Raw genomic sequence first — 19913 nt, forward strand, 5'->3', positions numbered from 1 at the left:
TCGTGACGTGTCGGCCATGACGTCCGCCAAGGAGAGCGCGGACGCCGCGCCCCGGGTCAGGAGCAGGCGGGGCGTGCACCCGCTCGCCCGGTTCCTCTTCCGGAGGATCCTGACCGCCGTGCTGCTGGCCTGGGGCATCACGCTGGTGACGTTCGTCCTGACGAACCTGGTGCCGGGCGACCCGGTGACCGCCAACCTCGGTCAGCGGGCGCTCGGCGACCCCGCCATCGTGGCGCAGTGGCGCGCCGAGCACGGCCTGGACAAGCCGCTGTGGGAGCAGTACGTGCTGCACCTGCGCGGCGTCGTCCAGGGCGACTTCGGCGTCAGCCAGCAGAGCCACCGGCCGGTCGCCGAGGACCTGGCGCAGTTCGTGCCGGCGACGCTGGAGCTGGCGGGCGCGGCGATCGCCGTGTCGCTGGTGCTGGGCGTGGCCTTCGGCGTGGTCGCGGCGCTGCGCCGCGACCGGCTGCCGGACCACGTGCTGCGCGTGCTGAGCCTGATCGGCATCTCGGTGCCGACGTTCTGGCTGGCGCTGGTGGCGTTCTACGTGTTCTTCTACCGGCTGCAGATCACGCCCGGCAGCGGCCGGGTGGACCCGGCGATCGGCGAGGCGCCGGCGGTGACCGGGCTGCAGACGGTGGACGCGCTGATCGCCGGCCGGTGGGACGTCTTCGTCTCCGCCGTCGGCCACCTGATCACCCCGGCGCTGGTGCTGGCGCTCTACACGATCGGCCTGCTGACGCGGTTCACCCGCTCGGCGGTGCTGGAGGTGCTCGGGCAGGACTACGTGCGGGCGGCGCGGGCCAAGGGCCTGCCCGGCCGGGTGATCCTGTTCCGCTACGTGCTGCGCTCGGCGCTGGTGCCGGTCATCACGGTGGCGGGCCTGGCGTTCGGCAGCCTGCTGTCCGGCACCGTGCTGGTCGAGGCGATCTTCGCCTGGCCGGGCATCGGTCAGTACGCCTACAAGAGCGCCACCACCCTCGACCTGCCCGCCGTCATGGGCGTCGGCCTGGTCGTGGGCGTGGTCTACCTCGTCATCAACCTGATCGTGGACGTGCTGTACGGCGTCATCGACCCGCGTGTGAGGCTCCAGTGAAACGCGATCCCCTGGCCCGCAAGGGCCTGCTCGGGCGGCTGCCCGAGGCGTGGCGGCAGCCGCTGGCCGTCGTGGGCGGCGTGGTGGCGCTGGCCTGGCTGGTCGTCGCGCTCGCGGCGCCGCTGCGGGCGCCCCACGACCCGCTGGCGCAGGAGCTGCCGCGCCTGGCCCCGCCCGGTCCCGGGCACTGGTTCGGCACCGACCAGCTCGGCCGCGACATCCTCAGCCGGGTCCTGTACGGCGCGCGGGTGTCGATCCCACTGACGCTGCTGCTGGTGGTGCTGTCGGTGCTGATCGGCGGCCTGCTCGGCGCCTGCGCCGGCTACTTCGGCCGGTGGGCCGACGAGACGATCATGCGGGTGGCGGACCTGGTGTTCGCCTTCCCCACGGTCATCCTGGCCATGGTGGTGGCCGCGGCGCTGGGCGCGAGCCTGGTCAACGCGGTGCTGGCCGTGCTGGTCGTCGCCTGGCCGGCCTACGCCCGCGTCACCCGCGGCCTGGTGCTGGGGGTGCGGGAGCGGGAGTTCGTGCTGAGCGGGCGGCTGCTGGGCTTCTCGGCCTGGCGCTCGCTGCGCGTGGACGTGCTGCCGAACGTCACCGGCCCGGTCCTGGTGCTGGCGACGCTGGACATCGGCACCGCGCTGCTGCTGCTGTCGGGTCTGTCGTTCCTCGGCCTGGGCGCCAAGCCGCCGTCGCCCGAGTGGGGCGCCATGGTGGCGGGCGGCGTCGAGGTGTTCGACAGCTGGTGGGTCGCGACGTTCCCGGGCCTGGCGATCCTGACGGTGGTGCTCGCGTTCAACTTCCTCGGCGACACCCTGCGCGACGCCCTCGACCCGCGTACGGCCCGCGCCATCAAGGAGCGTGCGCTGTGAGCACCGGCAAGACGACGCTGGACATCACCGGCCTGAAGGTCACGATCGGCGGCAGGGAGATCCTGCGCGGCGTGGACCTGTCGCTCCAGGAGGGCCGGGTCCACGGCCTGGCCGGGGAGAGCGGGTCCGGCAAGACCATGACCGGCCTGGCCGTGCTGGGTCTGCTGCCGCACGGCGCGCGCGCCACCGGCCGCATCGCGCTCGGCGGGCGCGACCTGCTGACGCTGCCGCCCCGTGAGCTGAACAAGGTGCGCGGCGGCGAGGTGGCCATGGTCTTCCAGGACCCGGCCACGAGTCTGCACCCCATGCTGTCGGTGGGCAGGCAGCTCACCGAGCACATGCGCCACCACCTCAAGCTGGACAAGCGCGAGGCGCGGGCCCGGGCGGTGGAGCTGCTCGGCAAGGTCCGCATCCCGGGCGCCGAGGAGGCGTACGGCCGCTTCCCGCACCAGTTCTCGGGCGGCATGCGCCAGCGCATCGCGATCGCGATCGCGCTGGCCTGCTCGCCGCGGGTGCTCATCGCCGACGAGCCGACGACCGCGCTCGACGTGACCGTGCAGGCCGGCGTGCTGCGGCTGCTGCGCGGGCTGTGCGACGAGCTGGGGCTGGCGGTGCTGCTGGTCACCCACGACCTCGGGGTCATGTCGGCGATCGCCGACGAGGTGAGCGTGATGAAGGACGGGCTCGTCGTCGAGACGGGGCCGCGCGGCAAGGTGCTGCGGGAGCCGTCGCACGCCTACACCCGCTCGCTGCTGGACTCGCTGCCTGGGGAGACCGCATGACGCTGGAAATCAAGGATCTGGTGGTCGAGCACCGCTCCCCCGGGCGTCCGGTGGTGCGGGCGGTGGCGGGGGCCAGTCTCACGGTGCGGCCCGGCGAGGTCGTCGGGCTGGTCGGCGAGTCGGGGTGCGGCAAGTCGACGCTGGCCCGCGCGGTGTGCGGGCTGAACCCGGTCACCGAGGGGTCGATCACGTTCGAGGGCGTGCCGGTCACGCCGCTGGGGCTGCGCCGCCGTACGCTGACGGGCGTCCAGATGGTGTTCCAGGACCCGTACGCGTCGCTGAACCCGCGCCGGCGCGTCGGCGACCAGATCGCCGACGGCCTGCGGACCGCGCGCGACGGCGAGACGGACCCGGCCGACCTGCTGGAGCGGGTGGGGCTGCCGCGCGAGTTCGCCGGGCGGCACCCGCACGAGTTCTCGGGCGGGCAGCGGCAGCGGATCGCGATCGCGCGGGCGCTGGCGGCCCGGCCGCGGATGCTGATCGGCGACGAGCCGATCTCGGCGCTGGACGCCTCGGCGCAGGCGCAGGTCGCCACGCTGATGCGGGACCTGGCGGTGGACTCGGGCGCGGGGCTGCTGTTCATCAGCCACGACCTGTCGGTGGTGCGGCTGATCGCCGACCGGATCGCCGTGATGTACCTGGGCCGGATCGTCGAGATCGGCGACACGGCCGAGGTGTGGGACGACCCGCGCCATCCGTACACGCAGGCGCTGCTGCGGGCGATCCCCAAGCCCGACGGCATGGGCGTGCTCCCGGAGGAGCTGACCGGGGACGTGCCGGACCCGGCCGCGCCGCCGGAGGGGTGCCGGTTCCATCCGCGCTGCCCGTTCGCGATGGACGTGTGCCGGGTGAAGGAGCCCGAGCCGGGCCCGGTGGCCTGCTGGCTGCACGAGCCCGCGTGACGACCGGCGGGGGGCGGCTCGCGGACGGCGCGGGCGGCGATGTGCGGCCCGCGGAGGGTACGGGCGGCGGGCGGCTCGCGGCCGTGCGGGCCGCCATGGCGGCCGCGGGGGTGGACGCGCTGGTGCTGCGCCCGTCGCCCGACTTCCGCTTCCTCGGCGGATCGGGCGGCGCCTTCCTCGTGGTCACGCCGGAGGTGTGCGAGGAGACGGGCGAGCCGGACCTGCTGGTCCCGGCCGGGGCCCGGCGGGTCGGGGTGGACCCGGAGATGCGGGTGCGGGAGCTGTTCGGGCTCTCGCTGGAGGCCGAGCTGGTGCCGGCGGCGGCCGTGCTGGCCCGGTTGCGGCTGCGCAAGGAGCCGGACGAGGTCGCGGCGGTGGCGCGGGCGGCCCGCGCGGCGGGTGAGGTGCTGGCGCGGGCGCGGGAGCTGGCCTGGTTCGGCGCGACCGAGCGGGCGATGGCGTGGCGGCTGGCCGGGATGCTGCTGGAGTCCGGCTGCGAGGAGGTCGTGTCGGTGGTGGTGGCTGCGGGCGAGCACACCGCCCGGCCGGCGCACCGGCCCGGCGACCGGGTGATCAATCCGGGTGACGCGCTGCACGTGTCGCTGTGCGGGCGGTGGGACGGGTACTGCGCGGAGGTGGCGCGGGTCTACGCGGTGGCGGAGCCGCCGGACGACTTCGAGGCGATGTACTCGGTGGTGCTGGCCGCGCACGCCGCGGCCCGGCGGGCGGTACGGCCGGGTGTCGCGGCCTCGGAGGTGGCCGCGGCGGCGCGTGAGGTGATCGACGGCAGCGGCTACGGCCGGTTCGCCGCCCCGCACGCGGGGAGAGGGGTCGGCCTGAGCCACCAGGAGGGGCCGTGGCTGCGGGCGGGCGACGACACGCTCCTGGAGGCGGGGATGACGCTGTGCGTGGAGCCGGCGATCTACGTGCCGGAGCTGTTCGGGGCTCGGGTGGCGGACGTGGTGGCGTGCGTGCCGGACGGGGCGGCGCCGCTGGACGCGGGCGCGGAGGCGGGGGCCTGGACCTGCAGTGACGCGGGGGTGCCGGCGGGGGCGGGGACGCTGTGGGTGCTGGACCGCTGACGGTGCTCGGCCCCGGGGCTCGTGGCCGCCCCTGACCCTGATGTACGGTTCTATGCAACCATGCCGGATAAATCATCTTTAAGGTTGTTTGGGTGTTGTTTGAGAAGGGATGGGCGGAGACTCCCCTGCGGTGGCTGATGGACACCCTGGGGCGCGCCCAGCTGGAACGGATGGCGGGCGAGCCCGGCCTCCTGGCGGCGGTGGACCAGCACGCGGCGGCGCTGCGCGACACGGTCGCGCTCGACCGCGAGACGCTCGGCGACTACCTCCTGGGCTTCGCCGACGAGCTGCGGCACCTCGGGTGGACCTTCCGCGGCGAGCCGGACGCCGTCTCCCTCCGGCTGACCGCCATCTGCTGGCTCACCCACGAGCTCGGGCTGCTGGCCGACGAGTCGCCCGCCTGAGCCGGACGAGTTCCCCGCCCGAGCCCGCCGGTTCCCCCACCTGAGCCCGTCGGCATCGGGCCCTGGGCGCGCCACGCGGGCGCGCCCAGGCCCGGGGGCGCGTGCCCGACGTCGCCGCCAGGTCCGGCGCCGGGATTCCTGCCGGACCCGGCGCCGGACCTGGGTGTTCGTTCAGACGTCGCGCCCGGGGCCCGGGTGTTCGTGTCAGACGTCGCGCCCGAGGCCCGGGTGTTCGTGTCAGACGTCGCGGCCGGGGTCGGGGCCGAGGCCGCCTCTCGGGCCGCCCTCGGTCCACGGACGGTCCTCGCCGCCGCGGCCGGTCGGGCCCTGGCCGGTGGGCCGGCCCGGGTCCATGGGCTGGCCGGGAGGCATGGGCTGGCCGGACGGCATGGGCTCGCCGGGAGTCATGCCCTGACCAGACGGCGGCATGGCCTGCCCCGAGGGAGGGGTGCCGCCCGCCTGCTCGGCGCGCCGCGGCGCACCGGCCGTCTCGGGCGCCCTGGCGGCCTCCGTCTCCGGGGCCATCCGCATGGCGTCCTCACGGCCGCGCTGGTACGCCTCGGCCTGCGCCCGCGCCTGGGGCGCCTGGCTCTCCATGCGGGCGAGCCAGCGGTCCCACCGCTCCTGCATCGGCCGCACCATGCCGCCGCCGACGCCGATCGCGAGGATGGCGCCGATGGTGGCGAGCACGGTGATGAGCACCGGCGTGGTCACCGTGGTGGCGACGCCGATCTGGTTGAGGGCGGCGATGATGCCCAGCGCCCAGATGAAGACGGAGGCGGCCGTCGCGATCCATCGGCCGTACGACAGCCCGCCCAGCATGCTGGTGAGCAGGTCGCGGACGGCGGCCGCGATCGCACCGGCGACCACCACGATGATGATCGCGACGATCGCCTTGGGCAGCCAGGCCACCACGCCGGTCAGCAGCGCCGAGATCGGGTTCGGCCCGAACACGCTGAAGGCGATCTGCAGCGTCACCAGAATGATCGCGTAGTAGATGATCTTCGCGACCAGGGTGCTGGCGTCGTAGCGGCTGCGCTCCATCACTCGCCCCATGCCGCTGCGCTGCACCGCGCGGTCGAAGCCCACCCGCTCCAGGATCTTGTCGGCGACCTTCGCCAACCCCTTGGCGATCAGCCAGCCGACGACGAGTATGACGATGAAGGCGACCAGCCTGGGGACGAACGTCGCTATCTGCCGGAGAACGTCCGTCAGTGCTTGGCCGAAGTTGATGTTCACGGCTTCCTCCTTCGAGGATTCAACGCAGCAAAGGCACTACCCAAGACCGGACATTTCACGCACTCTCCGCGACCGCACATGCGCCCACCGCCATAACGGACATCGATGGCGCAGGTCAAGCGACACCCACCTCGGCCTCACGGTGTGTAATCGCCGAACGCGCAGGGTAATGATCAGGTCATGCTGCGGATCGGCGTCTCGGGCATGCACGGCTCGGCGGACATGGTCATCTGCGGGTGGCGCGACGGCCGGCCGGGCCGGCTCCGCACCGGCGTCAAGCTCGTCTTCGAGGCGGGCGGGGTGGTCCCGCGCCTGCCGGGGCTGCGTACCGGCACCCGGATCGCCCGCGGCGCGGAGGCCATCGCCCGGGAGCTGCGTGACGGCGTGGACGTGGTGCTCACCGCGCCCGGCGACCCGGCGGCGGTGGTCGTGGCGGCGGGCATGTGGCACTACGGCTGGACGAGCGAGGACGTGGGGGCGCTGGCGGGCGCGACGGTCGCGGGCCTGGCCCTGGCGGGGCAGCGCGCGCCCTGCGTCATGGAGATCCGCCGCGACGGCGGCGCCGCGCTCGACGGCGAGGTGAAGGTGGACGCGGTGCTCGCCTGCCTGGCCGCCCGCTTCCGCGCGGGCCGCTACCCGACGCCGGTGGTGACGGTCCTGCTCGAGTCGGTACGGCTCAGCCAGGAGGCGCCGTACCGTGTCCGCATCGCCCCCTGCGCGGGCGAGCCCGCCCACGTCCGCTAGCGCGGGACCGGCGTGGGCGGCGGCCCGGCGCCCGGCCGCAGCGCCTACGGTAGGACGGGGTGGCCCCGCGCGCCGGGTGCCCTCTGACCAGGACCAGCACCCGTGGAGCAGGGAGTCAGCGTGAAGATCACTGGAGTTGAGCTGCGGCGGATCGCGATGCCGCTGGTGGCGCCGTTCCGCACGTCGTTCGGCACCGAGACGGCCCGCGACGTGCTGCTGGTCCGGGTCGTCACGCCCGACGCCGAGGGCTGGGGCGAGTGCGTGGCGATGTCCGAGCCGCTCTACTCCTCCGAGTACGTGGACGGCGCCGCCGAGGTGATCCGCCGTTTCCTGCTGCCGGCGCTGCCGCCCTCCCCGGACGTCCACGCCGTCGGGCGGGCCATGGAGTCGATCAAGGGGCACCGCATGGCCAAGGCGGCCCTGGAGACGGCCGTGCTGGACGCGCAGTTGCGCGCGTCAGGCGAGTCGTTCGGCCGCTTCCTCGGCGCGGCGCGCGACCGGGTGCCGTGCGGCGTGTCGGTCGGCATCATGGACTCCGTCCCGCGCCTGCTCGACGCCGTCGAGGGCTACCTCGCCGAGGGGTACGTGCGGATCAAGCTGAAGATCGAACCCGGCTGGGACGTCGAGCCGGTCCGCGCGGTGCGTGAGCGCTTCGGCGACGACCTGCTGCTCCAGGTGGACGCGAACGCCGCCTACACGCTGGCGGACGCCCCCCGCCTGGCCCAGCTCGACGCGTTCGACCTGCTGCTGATCGAGCAGCCGCTGGCCAACGACGACCTCGTGCAGCACGCCCGCCTGGCGCGGCGGCTGCGCACCCCGATCTGCCTGGACGAGTCGATCGAGTCGGCCGAGCACGCCGCGGCGGCGATCGAGCTGGGCTCCTGCTCGATCGTCAACATCAAGCCGGGCCGGATCGGCGGCTACCTGGAGGCCCGGCGCATCCACGACCTGTGCCGGGCCCACGGCGTCGCGGTGTGGTGCGGCGGCATGCTGGAGACCGGGCTCGGCCGGGCCGCGAACGTGGCGCTGGCCGCGCTGCCCGGCTTCACGCTGCCGGGCGACACCTCGGCCTCGCGCCGTTACTACGCCACCGACATCACCGCGCCGTTCGAGCTGAGCGACGGCCACCTCGACGTGCCCACCGGGCCCGGCCTGGGCGTGGACCCGGTCCCGTCGATCCTCGACGAGGTCACCACGTCCACCGAGTGGATCCCCCTCTGACGTCCCGCTCCCCTACCTCTTCCAGGTGACGGCGACCTCCTTGAAGCGCCAGATCTGGTTGCCGCCGGAGCCGGGGCCCCCGCAGGTGCCCTGGACGACGTTCGCGGCGTGCGCCAGGCTGGCGTAGGCGACGTCCAGGCACTTGCCGCTGTGCAGCGCCACGAGGCGGACCGGGCCGCCGGTCCCCTGCCACGCGCGCCCGGGGACCGGCACCTGGGTCCAGAACTGGTTGTCGCCCGCGCCCGGGCCCCCGCAGGTGCCCTGGACGACGTTCGCCGCGTGCGCCAGGCTGGCGTAGGCCACGTCCAGGCACTTGCCGCTGTGCCGGGCGATGATGCGGGCCGGACCGTCGACGCCGTTGCGGAAGACGACGCGCCACTGCTGGTTGTAGCCGGCGCCCGGGCCGCCGCAGGTGCCCTGGACGACGTTCGCGGCGTGCGCCTGGCTGGCGTAGGCCACGTCCAGGCACTTGCCGCTGTGCTGGGCGATGATCTGGTACCAGCGGACGGGCCCGGGCGAGGAGGCCGCCGCCTCGGCCGGTCCGGGGGCGGCGAGCATGCCGGTGAGCAGGGCGGCTGCGGCGAGGGCGAGTCGTGCGCCGTTCATGGGTCCTCCAGTGCCTCCGTTGCCGGCGGTGGTGCCGGACCAGGCCACCATCGCCTCCGCGGGGGCGCCCCGTCATGAGTAGCCCCTACTCACCGCCACGGCCTCGGTCCCCGGCCCCGGCCGCTTCCTGGCGTCCGTCCTGGGTAGGGGGAGCGCATGGCTACGCTCATGGACAAGCTGCGCGGGTACCTGCGCAGCCCTCAGGGTCAGCAGACGATCGAGAAGGCCAAGCGGATGGCGAGCGATCCGCAGAACCAGGAGAAGGCCCGCCGGTTCCTGGACAAGCTGCGCACCAAGCGCCACTGAGCCGGGAGTCCCCGGGGCCCCCGTGAGGGCCCCGGGTCCCGTACCGCACCGGTCAGGGCTCGGGCCGCGCCTGGGAGCGGGCCTCAGGCCAGGTGTCGGACCGGGCCTCGGGCCGGGTGTCGGACCGGGCCTCAGGCCGGGTCGAAGCGCAGCCGGAAGGCGGCCGGCTCGGCCCGCAGGTCGTAGGCGGGCAGCGCGCCGGGGCCGCAGCTCGCCGTGCCGACGCCCTGCTGGGCGAGGTCCAGGTTGACGTGGATCCGGTCGCCGGGCACGAGGTCGGGCCGGTGGCGGGCGCGTTCGAGGTCGGCCGTGCTCCAGCGCCGGGCCGTGAGCCCGAACACGGGGTCACCCGACACCCGCACGCCCCGCCCGCCGGGCCCGGTCAGCGTGGCCCAGCGGACCTCCGCCCGGTGCCCGTTCTCCTGGGGGCGCACGTACGGGGTCTGCAGGGCGTCCACGGTCGCCGACCAGCGGCCGACCCGGGCCGCCATCCCGGTGTCGGGGTACGCCTCCCCGGGGCCGCGGCCGAACCAGGTGACGTCGCCCAGCTCGCCGGGCAGCGCCATGACGACGCCGAGCCTGGGGATCGGGCCGGTCCACTCGCCCTCCGGCTCGACCTCGACGGTCAGGACGAGGCCGTCGCCGTCGGCGTCCCAGCGGTAGGTGACGCGCATGCCGAGGTCGGTCGCCGCGGGGGCGACCCGGGTGCGCACGGCCAGGCCGGTCCCCGCGTCCCCGGAGGTGACCTCGTCCACGCGGTGGGTGAGCCGGTGCAGGCCGGTCGCCCGCCAGGCGGCGACGAGCCCGCCGTAGCGGTCGTTGTCGGTGGGCGCCCGCCACAGCTCCAGGCGCGGACCGTCCACGTCGAGCCCGAACAGCCGCACGAGCCGGCCGCGGGCGTCGAACCGCCCGCCTCCGACGGCGAACCCCCCGCCGGCGAGCTCCGTGACGGCGAGCTTCGCGACGGCGCCACCTGCTCCCGTGCCCGCACCCGCGTTCGGCGCGGGCGGGGAGAGGCGGGTCTGCCCCCACGCCACCTCGTGCCCGGCCTCGGCCCACGGCTCGTCGCGGGCCAGGACGGCGCGCACGGTGATCCACCGCTCCCCCTCGCCACCCGGCGCGGCGGGCAGCTTGACCTCGCCGCCCTCGGCGGGCACGTCGAGCGGGAAGCGCGCCACCTGCTCGCCGTCCGCCTCGACCGTGGCCACGAACTCCAGGTGCGACAGGTCGCGGAAGCCGTACCCGTTACGGACGTGGACGACGCCGTCCTCGAAGGCGAAGCGGACCGGCTCGAACACCTTCTTCAGGTCCAGCAGCCCGGGCGACGGCGTGCGGTCGGGGAAGACGAGCCCGTCGATGACGAAGTTGCCGTCGTGGACCGGCTCGCCGTAGTCGCCGCCGTAGGCGTACCCGTGCTCGGGGTGGGTGAGGCCGTGGTCGATCCACTCCCACACGAAGCCGCCGGCCAGCCGCGGGTAGCGCTCGAACAGCTCCTGGTACTCGGCCAGGCCGCCGGGGCCGAGGCCCATCGCGTGGGCGTACTCGCACTGCAGGAACGGCATCGCGCGCCGCCGCGCGTCGAGCTCCGGGTCGGGCAGCGGGTCCTCGACGCCGCGCCCGATCGCCTCCACCTCGGCGTGGCCGGCGTACATCCGCGAGTACACGTCGGCGTTCGCGCACGACCAGTCGCCCTCGTAGTGGATCGGCCGGGACGGGTCGCGCTCGCGCGTCCAGGCGGCCATGACGGCGAGGTTGCGGCCGACGCCCGCCTCGTTGCCGAGCGACCACATGACGACGCTCGGGTGGTTCTTGTCGCGCTCGACCATGCGGCGCATGCGGTCGAGCAGCGCCTCCTCCCAGCGCGGGTCGTCGGTGGGGTTGGCGCGCCAGCCGACCTGGCCGAAGCCGTGGGTCTCCAGGTCGCACTCGTCCACGACCCACAGGCCCAGCTCGTCGCACAGGTCGAGGAACGCGGGGTGGGGCGGGTAGTGGCTGGTGCGCACCGCGTTGACGTTGTGCCGCTTCATCAGCAGGATGTCCTGCCGCATGGTCGCGCACGGCACGGCGCGCCCGTGCTCGGGGTGGAACTCGTGCCGGTTCACGCCCTTGAGCAGCAGCGGCCGGCCGTTGGCGAGCAGGACGCCGTCCTCGATGGCGACGGTCCGGAAGCCGACGCGCAGCCGCACGGTCTCCTCCGGGCAGGCCACGACGGCGTCGTACAGGCGCGGCGTCTCGGCGGACCACGGCTCCACGTCCACGGTGACCGGCGTGCCGGGCTCCAGGCCGTCGACGCCCAGTTCGGGCACGCTGAGCCGGCCGGGGCCGTCGAAGCTCAGCGTCCCCCGCCCGGTGGCGGCGTCGTAGGAGGCGCGGACGAACACGTCGGCGGTGGAGCGGGTGAGGGTGACGTCCCGGAAGATACCGGGAAGCCACCACATGTCCTGGTCCTCCAGGTAGCTGGCGGCCGACCACTGGTGGACGCGGACGGCCAGGACGTTGCGGCCCGGCCGCAGGTACGGGCCGGCGTCGAACTCGGCGGGCAGCCTGCTGCCGGTGGTGAAGCCGAGCTCGTGGCCGTTGAGCCAGACCCGGGCGTACGACTCGACGCCCTCGAAGCGCAGCCGGCCGCCGCTCCATCCCTCGGGCAGGTCGAAGGCGCGGCGGTAGTCGCCGGTGGGGTTGTCGGTGGGGACGTGCGGCGGGTCGATCGGGAAGGGGTACGACACGTTGGTGTAGGCCGGCGCGCCGTGGCCGTGCAGCGGCCAGTGCGACGGCACGGGCAGCTCGTCCCACGCGGAGTCGTCGTGGTCGGGGTCGGCGAAGTCCTCCGGCACGTCGGCCGCGGGCGACAGGCGGAAGCGCCACATGCCGTCGAGGACGAGGGAGGGTGCGTCGGAACGCAGGGCCGCCCGGGGCGCCAGGCGGCCCGAGCCGGGGGTGAAGTGTGCGAGATCCATCGCCGCCCCAGCCTAGAGGTTCCGGCCTGTTTCGTCAGCGATGAGCTGATCGGGGCGTCGGGGCTGAGCGTAAGTGTTGCTTGGGCTTGGGCGGGAATCTGTCGGTCTGCCGGGTCTTGGTTTCGGCCGGACGTCCCCGCAAGGTGGGACGCAGGGATCCGGACGACGAGGCACGACGAGGGGGACATGGTGGGCACGGCCGCCGGCGAGACCCGTACGACCGCCGGGGACGAGGGCGGCGGCGCGGCCGCGCAGCTCGGGCGCCTGGTCGCCGCGCTGCGCGAGGCCGGCTGCGGCGAGGTGGCGGCCGACGCCGGCCGGCGCGCCCAGTACTCCGCCGACGCCTCCAACTACCGGCGCGTCCCCATGGCCGTGGTCTTCCCCCGGGAGCGGCGGCACGTCGTCGAGGCGGTCGCGGTGTGCCGCCGCCTGGGCGTGCCGATCACCTCGCGCGGCGCGGGGACGAGCACGTCCGGCCAGGCCGTCGGCTCGGGCGTGGTGCTCGACTTCTCCCGCCACCTCAACCGCGTCCTCGCGGTGGACCCGCAGGCGCGCACGGCGACCGTCGAGCCCGGCGTCGTCCTGGACGACCTGCAGGCGGCCGCCGCCGCCCACGGCCTGCTCTTCGGCGCCGACCCGTCCACGCACAGCCGCTGCACGCTCGGCGGCATGATCGGCAACAACGCGTGCGGCTCCCACTCGCTGGCCTGGGGGCGCACCGCCGACAACCTGGTGGAGCTGGAGGTGCTCACCTACGGCGGGACCGTGCTGAGGATCGGCGCGATGACCGGGGAGGAGGTCGCGGCGGCGGTGGCCGAGGGCGGCGAACGCGGCCGGCTGGTCGGCGCGCTGGCGGAGCTGGCCCGCGGCAACCTCGCCACGCTGCGGACCGGCCTCGGCCGCTTCCCCCGCCAGGTGTCGGGCTACGCGCTGGAGCACCTGCTGCCCGAGCATGGCTTCCACCTGGCGCGCGCGCTGGCCGGCAGCGAGGGCACGTGCGCGGTGATCCTGTCGGCGACCGTGCGCCTGGTCGCTCCGCCGCCGGCGCGCGCCCTGGTCGTCCTCGGGTTCGAGGGGGCGGGCGAGGCCGCGGACGCGGTCCCCGCGCTGCTGGAGCACCGCCCGCTGGCCCTGGAGGGCCTGGACCGGGCGCTGACCGGCATCGTGACCCGCCCGGCGACGCGGGCCGAGATCGAGGCGCTGCCGCCGGGACAGGCGTGGCTGTTCGCCGAGCTCGGCGGCGAGCCGGCGGAGCTGCCGGAACGGGCGCTGGCCCTGGGCGAGAGCGCGGGGCGGGCGGCCGGGTTCACCGGCGCGCTGACCGTCACCGACCCGGAGCGGGCGCGGCGCCTGTGGCGGATCCGGGAGGACGGGGCCGGCCTGGCGACCCGGATGCCCGACGGCTCGGAGGCGTGGCCCGGCTGGGAGGACGCCGCCGTGCCGCCCGCGCGGCTCGGCTCGTACCTGCGCGGCTTCACCGCCCTCATGGACCGCCACGGGCTGCGCGGCGCCGTCTACGGCCACTTCGGCGAGGGCTGCCTGCACGTGCGGATCGACTTCGACTTCGGCACCCGCGAGGGCGTGGCGACGTTCCGGTCCTTCGTCACGGACGCGGCCCGGCTGGTGGCCGAGCACGGCGGCTCGCTGTCCGGCGAGCACGGCGACGGCCAGGCCCGCTCGGAGCTGCTGCCGCTCATGTACGGGCCGGAGGTCATGGCGCTGTTCGAGCGGTTCAAGGACCTGTGGGACCCCGACGGCGGGCTCAACCCGGGCATGATCGTGCGGCCCCGGCCGGTGGACGGCGACCTGCGCGTGGACCCGCGGCGGCCGGCGATCCCGCTGGCCACCGTCCTGCCGCTGCACGCCGACGGCGGAGACCTGGCCCGGGCCGCCCGCCGCTGCGTCGGCGTCGGCAAGTGCCGCACCGCCGAGCAGCGGGGCGACGTCATGTGCCCCAGCTACCGCGTCACGCTCGACGAGAAGGACTCCACGCGCGGGCGCGCCCGCCTGCTGTACGAGATGACGCAGGGGCAGGTGATCACGACCGGCTGGCGCTCGCCGGAGGTGCTCGACGCGCTCGACCTGTGCCTGTCGTGCAAGGGGTGCAGCGTGGACTGCCCCGTGGGCGTGGACGTGGCCACCTACAAGTCGGAGTTCCTCCACCACCACTACCGCCGTCGCCCGCGGCCCGCCTCGCACTACTCGATGGGCTGGCTGCCGCTGCTGGCCCGGCCCGCCTCGCGGATGCCGCGCCTGGTGAACGCGGTGCTGTCCTCGCGCCTGTCGCCGCTGGTCAAGCGGCTCGGCGGGATCGCGGCCGAGCGTGAGCTGCCCCGCTTCGCCGACCGGACGTTCCTGTCGTGGTTCCGGCGCCGGCCCGCGCCGCAGGGCGAGGCGCCGCGCGGGCCGGTGACGCTCTGGGTGGACTCCTTCAACAACCACTTCGCGCCGTCGGTGCTGCGCGCCGGCGTGCGGGTGCTGGAGAGCGCCGGCTACGAGGTGCGCGTGCCGCCGGGCACGCAGTGCTGCGGCCTGACCTGGTTCACCACCGGCCAGCTCGGCACGGCCCGCCGCCTCGGCCGCCGCACCCTGGACGCGCTCGGGCCGTCGCTGGAGGCCGGCGTGCCGGTCGTCGGGCTGGAGCCGAGCTGCACGGCCGCGCTCCGGACGGACCTGCCCGAGCTGCTCCACCAGGACGGGCGGGCCCGCCTGCTCGCCGGGTCGGTCGTGGGCCTGGCCGAGCTGCTGGTCCGCTCCGGCTGGCAGCCGCCCCGGGCCGGGGGCCGCTCGATCAGCCAGACCCACTGCCACCAGCACGCCACGAGCGGCTTCGACGCCGACGCCGAGCTGCTGCGGCGCATGGGCGTGGACAACACCCTGCTGCAGTCGGGCTGCTGCGGGCTGGCCGGCAACTTCGGGTTCGAACGCGAGCACTACGCGGTGTCGGTGGCGGCGGGCGAGCAGGTGCTGCTGCCGGCCGTGCGGGCCGCCGGGCCGGACACCGCCGTGCTGGCCGACGGCTTCAGCTGCCGCACCCAGATCGCCCAGGGCGCCGGGCGGCGGGCCACCCATCTCGCCGAGCTGATCGCCGACGCCCTCTGACCCCGATCGTCCTCGCGTACCACCGGGAAAGGCAACGCATGTCATCGATCACCCAGGGGCGGCTGCGTGCCGCGTTCGCGCGCCGCCTGTCCGAGATGTACGGCCGGGAGGTCCCCGCGTACCGCACGCTCGTGGAGGTCTCGCAGGAGGTCAACCTCGACGTCCTGCGGCGGGCCGGGGCCGGGGCGGAACGGCTGGGCTCCATCGGCCGGGTCACGGCCGAGCGGCACGGCGCCATCCGCGTCGGCACGCCCGGCGAGCTGCGGCAGGTGGCGCGGATCTTCGGGGCGATGGGGATGCGGCCGGTCGGCTTCTACGACCTGCGCGACACGGCCTCCAGCGCCGTGCCCGTCGTCTCGACGGCCTTCCGGCCGGTGACGGAGGACGAGCTGGCCACCAATCCGTTCCGGGTGTTCACCTCGATGCTCACCCCCGGCGATCCGCGCTTCTTCGACGCGGGCCTGCGGGGGCGGCTGGAGGCGTTCCTGTCGGCCAGGCGGCTGTTCCCGCCGGAGCTGCTGGAGCTGGCCGACGAGGCGGAGGCCGCGGGCGGGCTGCCGGAGGAGCGGGCCGAGCGCTTCCTGCGGCTGGCCGTCGAGGCGTTCGCGCTGTCCACCGAGCCGATCGACCGGGCCTGGTACGAGGAGCTGGAGCGCGTGTCGGCGGTCGCGGCCGACATCGGCGGGGTGGCGAGCACGCACATCAACCACCTGACGCCGCGCGTGCTCGACATCGACGACCTGTACCGGCGGATGACCGGGCACGGCATCACCATGATCGACGCGATCCAGGGGCCGCCCCGCTGGCCGGGCCCCGACGTGCTGCTCCGGCAGACGTCGTTCCGGGCGCTGGCCGAGCCGCGCGTCCTGCGGGAGCCGGACGGGAGGGTGACGACGGGGTCGCTGCGGGTGCGCTTCGGCGAGGTGGAGGCGCGCGGGATCGCGCTCACCCGCGACGGGCGCCGCCTCTACGACGACCTGCTGGCCCGCGCCGACCACCTGGCCCGCGAGACCGTCCCGGCCGCCGCGAGCGCTTCCGGCGGCTCGGGCGGGTCCGGCGGGTCGCCGGACGGGGCCGGGCGGGGTGCGTCCGCGCGGCGCGACGCGGTGGCCCGCGACCTGTGGGAGCGGGAGTTCCCCGCCTCCGAGCGGGACCTCGCCGTGCGCCGCATGGGGTTCTTCACCTACCACGCGGTCGAGGACCGCCCGCGCGACGGCCGCCCGCCGGTGGCCGACCTCGCCGAGCTGCTGGACGCCGGCTGGCTGCGCGCCGAGCCCATCGTGTACGAGGACTTCCTGCCCCGCTCGGCGGCCGGGATCTTCCAGTCCAACCTCAGCGGCGAGGGCATCAAGGACGACAGCCTCACCGGCGCCGGCTACGACCTCGGGCTGCTGTCCGAGGCGATCGGCCGCGAGGTGCTGGACCCGTTCGCGCTCTACGAGGCCCAGCAGGAGCGCTCCCTCGACCAGGCCGCCCGCGCCCTCGGCCTCCCCGCCATCCCCTGAACGACCACCGCCCCCACTCACGGAGACCGTCCATGACCACGACCGCACTCCCCTCCACCGACGCGCTGCGGCGGCGCGCCCTCGACGTCCTGGCCCGCCTGGACGCCGTCCCCGCCGAGGGCCACGGCGTGCGCGCCCGCACGCCCGTCACCGGCGAGAACCTGCTCGACCTGGCCGCCACCACCCCCGACGCCGCCGACGAGGCGGTCGCCGCCGCGCACGCCGCGTTCCGGTCCTGGCGGGCCGTGCCCGCGCCGCGCCGCGGCGAGCTGGTGCGCCGGCTCGGCGACCTGCTGCGCGAGCACAAGGCGGACCTGGCCGACCTCGTCACGATCGAGGCGGGCAAGATCCGCTCGGAGGCGCTCGGCGAGGTCCAGGAGATGATCGACATCTGCGACTTCGCCGTGGGCCTGTCGCGCCAGCTCTACGGGCGCACCATCGCCTCCGAGCGGCCCGGCCACCGGCTCACCGAGACCTGGCACCCGCTGGGCGTCGTGGGCGTCATCTCGGCGTTCAACTTCCCGGCGGCCGTGTGGGCGTGGAACACCGCCGTCGCCCTGGTCTGCGGCGACACCGTGGTGTGGAAGCCGTCCGAGCTCACCCCGCTCACCGCGCTGGCCTGCGACCGGCTGCTCGCCAGGGCGGCCGACGAGACCGGCGCGCCGCGCGAGGTGCACCGGCTGCTGCTCGGCGACCGCGCTCTGGGCGAGCTGCTGGCCGACGACCCGCGCGTGGCCCTGGTCAGCGCCACCGGCTCCGTGCGCATGGGACGCCAGGTCGGCCCCCGCGTCGCCGCGCGCTTCGGCCGCGCGCTGCTGGAGCTGGGCGGCAACAACGCCGCCGTCGTCGCCCCGTCGGCCGACCTGGACCTCGCCGCGTCCGCGATCGTGTTCGCCGCCGCCGGGACGGCCGGGCAGCGCTGCACCACGCTGCGGCGGCTCATCGCGCACGAGGACGTCGCCGGCGCCCTGCTCGACCGGCTGACCTCCGCGTACGGCCGGCTGCCCATCGGCGACCCGTTCGCCGACGCCACGCTGGTCGGACCGCTCATCAGCGGGCAGGCGCACGAGGCGATGCGGCGCGCCCTCGACACCGCGCGGGCCGAGGGCGGCAAGCTGCTGGCCGGCGGCGGGCGCCGCCTGGCCGACGCCGCGCCGGCCGCCTTCTACGCCGAGCCGGCGCTCGTGCGCGTCGAGGGGCAGAACGGCATCGTGCGGGAGGAGACGTTCGCCCCGATCCTGTACGTCCAGACGTACCGCACGCTGGACGAGGCGATCGAACTGAACAACGCGGTCCCCCAGGGGCTGTCGTCCAGCGTCTTCACCCGGGACGTGGGCGAGGCCGAGCTGTTCACCTCGGCGACCGGCTCCGACTGCGGGATCGTCAACGTCAACATCGGCACGTCCGGGGCCGAGATCGGCGGGGCGTTCGGCGGGGAGAAGGAGACGGGCGGCGGGCGCGAGTCCGGCTCGGACGCGTGGCGGGCCTACATGCGGCGCTCGACCGCCACGGTGAACTACTCCGACCGGCTCACCCTGGCCCAGAACGTCAGCTTCCTCTAGATCCTCCGGGCCCCCGGGGCGCCCGGCCGGACGCCCCGCGCCCCGGGTTCACAGCGATTTTTCAGGATCGATATCCGGGCCCGCTCCGGCCGTACGGGAGGACCGGCCGATATGACGGAGACGATGGTTCCCGGAACTCTGCGTTGATCTTGTGCGCATAACTGGGCGTCGAGTACCGTCGCAGCGTGCAAACGGTTTCCGCCGATGTGAACCGATAATCCGCACAACGTCCCGGTGAAAACCGTGCCGGCCGCCCGTCCGGGCGTGACCGGTCACCCCGCCATTCCTTCGCCCGTCACGCTGTTCCGCCCTGCCCGAAAAGAATCGGAGTGGATCGTGGCATTGTCAGCACCCCGCGCCCGGAGCGCGAAACGAAAAGTCACGCGCACGCTGGCCGCCGCTCTCGCCGGAATCCTGTGCGTGAGCGTGAGCGCGACCCCCGCGTCCGCCCACTGGAACGGGACCGGCCAGCTCATCGCCCGCATCGGCATCTACCCCTACAACTACAACGACACCTGGCAGAAGCCGATGAACAAGGCGCTGGCCAACTGGAACGCCACGTCCTCGCCCGCCGACCTCTACAAGAACCGGAACTCCGGCTCGACGATCACCGTGAAGTCGTATCGGAACACGTGGTACGGCCACTACACCCGGTGCGGCGACAGCTGCCTGTACATCAAACTGAACACCCGCACCATCAACCGCGACGCGAACAATTTCTCCAACTACGTGACCGGCGTCCTCGTGCACGAGTTCGGGCACGCGCTCAATCTCGCGCACAACAGCACGACCTCCATCATGAACAGAAGCAGAAACCGCGACACGATGACCAAACCGCAGGCGCACGACGTCTCCGACGTCAACGCCTATTACTGACCGGCTCCGCCCGACGACATTCATCAGGACAACGGGAGGAGAAGCCGATGAAGGCTCGAATGCGGCGGCTCGGGGTGGTCGCCCTGGCCGTGCTGTTCATGTCCGCGTGCGCGGCGGAGGAGAAGACGGTCGTCTACGCCGCCGACTATCCGGCCTACGACAGCGCCGACGCGCTGTTCGCCGGGGCGAAGCTGGTGATCGAGGGCCGGCTGACCGGCACCAAGCACGTCATGACCGAGGTCGAACCGGCGGACGACGAGACCGAGACCGATCCCCAGCTCAACCCGAACGCGGGGGCCACGCCCGACCCGGCGACCCCGCCCGCCGGGCCGCCCACCGTCATGACGGTCAGCTCCGTCGAGGTGCTCAAGGTGCGCAAGGGCCTGGCCCGGGTCGGGCAGGTCATCCAGGTGAAGGAGCTCGGCGGCACGCTGGACGGCGTGACGTACGAGGAGCAGGACGCGACGCCGTTGAAGGCAGGCGTCACCTACATGCTGTTCCTGGAGACCTATCCCGACTCGCCGGCCTCGCTGCTCAACCCGGAGCAGGCCAAGTACGTCGTCACCTCGGCGGGCACCTACTCGGCGATGCCGGAGAACCCGGTCAAGCTCGAGGACACCGACGTGCAGCGGTTGTCGGCCAAGGACTGAGAGCGTG

Annotated in this window: 17 protein-coding genes; 14 read left to right on the plus strand and 3 right to left on the minus strand. The window is 74.4% G+C overall.

Annotation, left to right across the window (positions count from 1 at the left end; all coding sequences use genetic code 11):
- Positions 1–16 precede the first annotated feature (16 nt).
- From HT134_RS02355 to HT134_RS02380, 6 genes are all read left to right on the plus strand, one after another.
- Positions 17–1096 (plus strand): ABC transporter permease, encoded by a 1080-nt coding sequence (locus tag HT134_RS02355; RefSeq protein WP_175598581.1) that lies wholly within the window; start codon positions 17–19, stop codon positions 1094–1096.
- Positions 1093–1968, plus strand: a complete 876-nt coding sequence (locus HT134_RS02360) for an ABC transporter permease (RefSeq protein WP_312887926.1) — start codon at positions 1093–1095, stop codon at positions 1966–1968. The genes HT134_RS02355 and HT134_RS02360 overlap by 4 nt, the downstream gene beginning before the upstream one ends.
- Entirely contained in the window at positions 1965–2750 is a 786-nt protein-coding gene (locus HT134_RS02365) for an ABC transporter ATP-binding protein (protein ID WP_175598582.1), read from the plus strand. The genes HT134_RS02360 and HT134_RS02365 overlap by 4 nt, the downstream gene beginning before the upstream one ends.
- Positions 2747–3652 carry an ABC transporter ATP-binding protein gene (locus HT134_RS02370; protein ID WP_175598583.1) on the plus strand — a complete coding sequence of 302 codons (906 nt, stop codon included), beginning with the start codon at positions 2747–2749 and terminating at the stop codon, positions 3650–3652. Before HT134_RS02365 ends, HT134_RS02370 begins: the two co-directional genes overlap by 4 nt.
- Complete coding sequence (locus tag HT134_RS02375; protein WP_312887927.1) at positions 3649–4734, plus strand: M24 family metallopeptidase; 1086 nt, start codon at positions 3649–3651, stop codon at positions 4732–4734. Before HT134_RS02370 ends, HT134_RS02375 begins: the two co-directional genes overlap by 4 nt.
- Before the next feature lie 92 nt (positions 4735–4826).
- A complete protein-coding gene (locus tag HT134_RS02380; RefSeq protein WP_175598584.1) occupies positions 4827–5138 on the plus strand; it encodes a DUF6401 family natural product biosynthesis protein in 312 nt (103 codons plus the stop codon).
- Positions 5139–5375: 237 nt separating this feature from the next.
- Here HT134_RS02380 and HT134_RS02385 read toward each other — a convergent pair whose 3' ends face one another.
- Complete coding sequence (locus HT134_RS02385; protein ID WP_175598585.1) at positions 5376–6377, minus strand: mechanosensitive ion channel family protein; 1002 nt, start codon at positions 6375–6377, stop codon at positions 5376–5378.
- Between the two features lie 180 nt (positions 6378–6557).
- Between HT134_RS02385 and HT134_RS02390 the strand changes: the two genes are divergently transcribed.
- Positions 6558–7121: an acyclic terpene utilization AtuA family protein gene (locus HT134_RS02390; protein ID WP_175598586.1), complete on the plus strand. Its 564-nt coding sequence runs from the start codon at positions 6558–6560 to the stop codon at positions 7119–7121.
- A 120-nt stretch (positions 7122–7241) separates the two neighbouring features.
- A complete protein-coding gene (gene menC / locus HT134_RS02395; RefSeq protein WP_175598587.1) occupies positions 7242–8342 on the plus strand; it encodes an o-succinylbenzoate synthase in 1101 nt (366 codons plus the stop codon).
- A gap of 12 nt (positions 8343–8354) precedes the next feature.
- On the opposite strand, the gene HT134_RS02400 is transcribed toward menC, so the two are convergent.
- Positions 8355–8948, minus strand: a complete 594-nt coding sequence (locus tag HT134_RS02400) for an RICIN domain-containing protein (RefSeq protein WP_175598588.1) — start codon at positions 8946–8948, stop codon at positions 8355–8357.
- Between the two features lie 156 nt (positions 8949–9104).
- Here HT134_RS02400 and HT134_RS02405 point away from each other — a divergent pair, with 156 nt between their 5' ends.
- On the plus strand, positions 9105–9254 hold the full coding sequence (locus HT134_RS02405; RefSeq protein WP_175598589.1) for a hypothetical protein: 150 nt from the start codon (positions 9105–9107) through the stop codon (positions 9252–9254).
- 131 nt (positions 9255–9385) lie between these two features.
- Here HT134_RS02405 and HT134_RS02410 read toward each other — a convergent pair whose 3' ends face one another.
- Positions 9386–12211: a glycoside hydrolase family 2 TIM barrel-domain containing protein gene (locus tag HT134_RS02410; RefSeq protein WP_175598590.1), complete on the minus strand. Its 2826-nt coding sequence runs from the start codon at positions 12209–12211 to the stop codon at positions 9386–9388.
- A 186-nt stretch (positions 12212–12397) separates the two neighbouring features.
- Between HT134_RS02410 and HT134_RS02415 the strand changes: the two genes are divergently transcribed.
- The 5 genes from HT134_RS02415 (at position 12398) to HT134_RS02435 (ending at position 19906) form a co-directional block, all read left to right on the plus strand.
- Complete coding sequence (locus HT134_RS02415) at positions 12398–15313, plus strand: FAD-binding and (Fe-S)-binding domain-containing protein (protein WP_175598591.1); 2916 nt, start codon at positions 12398–12400, stop codon at positions 15311–15313.
- 38 nt (positions 15314–15351) lie between these two features.
- On the plus strand, positions 15352–16818 hold the full coding sequence (hglS, locus tag HT134_RS02420) for a 2-oxoadipate dioxygenase/decarboxylase (protein WP_175598592.1): 1467 nt from the start codon (positions 15352–15354) through the stop codon (positions 16816–16818).
- A 32-nt stretch (positions 16819–16850) separates the two neighbouring features.
- Positions 16851–18380 (plus strand): L-piperidine-6-carboxylate dehydrogenase, encoded by a 1530-nt coding sequence (gene amaB / locus HT134_RS02425; RefSeq protein ID WP_175598593.1) that lies wholly within the window; start codon positions 16851–16853, stop codon positions 18378–18380.
- 234 nt (positions 18381–18614) lie between these two features.
- Positions 18615–19256, plus strand: a complete 642-nt coding sequence (locus tag HT134_RS47500) for a zinc metalloprotease (protein ID WP_217707147.1) — start codon at positions 18615–18617, stop codon at positions 19254–19256.
- A 47-nt stretch (positions 19257–19303) separates the two neighbouring features.
- Positions 19304–19906: a hypothetical protein gene (locus HT134_RS02435; protein WP_175598594.1), complete on the plus strand. Its 603-nt coding sequence runs from the start codon at positions 19304–19306 to the stop codon at positions 19904–19906.
- The last annotated feature ends 7 nt before the right edge of the window (positions 19907–19913 follow it).

The organism is Nonomuraea rhodomycinica, from assembly GCF_013363995.1.
GTDB lineage: Bacteria > Actinomycetota > Actinomycetes > Streptosporangiales > Streptosporangiaceae > Nonomuraea > Nonomuraea rhodomycinica.

What these genes read in the sequence shown, in the direction of transcription:
- HT134_RS02355 (WP_175598581.1), top strand. Translation starts at nt 17, where the DNA reads ATGACGTCCGCCAAGGAGAGCGCGGACGCCGCGCCCCGGGTCAGGAGC.
- HT134_RS02370 (WP_175598583.1), top strand. Translation starts at nt 2,747, where the DNA reads ATGACGCTGGAAATCAAGGATCTGGTGGTCGAGCACCGCTCCCCCGGG.
- HT134_RS02390 (WP_175598586.1), top strand. Translation starts at nt 6,558, where the DNA reads ATGCTGCGGATCGGCGTCTCGGGCATGCACGGCTCGGCGGACATGGTC.
- HT134_RS02400 (WP_175598588.1), bottom strand. Translation starts at nt 8,948, where the DNA reads ATGAACGGCGCACGACTCGCCCTCGCCGCAGCCGCCCTGCTCACCGGC.
- HT134_RS02405 (WP_175598589.1), top strand. Translation starts at nt 9,105, where the DNA reads ATGGCTACGCTCATGGACAAGCTGCGCGGGTACCTGCGCAGCCCTCAG.
- HT134_RS02410 (WP_175598590.1), bottom strand. Translation starts at nt 12,211, where the DNA reads ATGGATCTCGCACACTTCACCCCCGGCTCGGGCCGCCTGGCGCCCCGG.
- HT134_RS02415 (WP_175598591.1), top strand. Translation starts at nt 12,398, where the DNA reads ATGGTGGGCACGGCCGCCGGCGAGACCCGTACGACCGCCGGGGACGAG.
- hglS (WP_175598592.1), top strand. Translation starts at nt 15,352, where the DNA reads ATGTCATCGATCACCCAGGGGCGGCTGCGTGCCGCGTTCGCGCGCCGC.
- amaB (WP_175598593.1), top strand. Translation starts at nt 16,851, where the DNA reads ATGACCACGACCGCACTCCCCTCCACCGACGCGCTGCGGCGGCGCGCC.
- HT134_RS02435 (WP_175598594.1), top strand. Translation starts at nt 19,304, where the DNA reads ATGAAGGCTCGAATGCGGCGGCTCGGGGTGGTCGCCCTGGCCGTGCTG.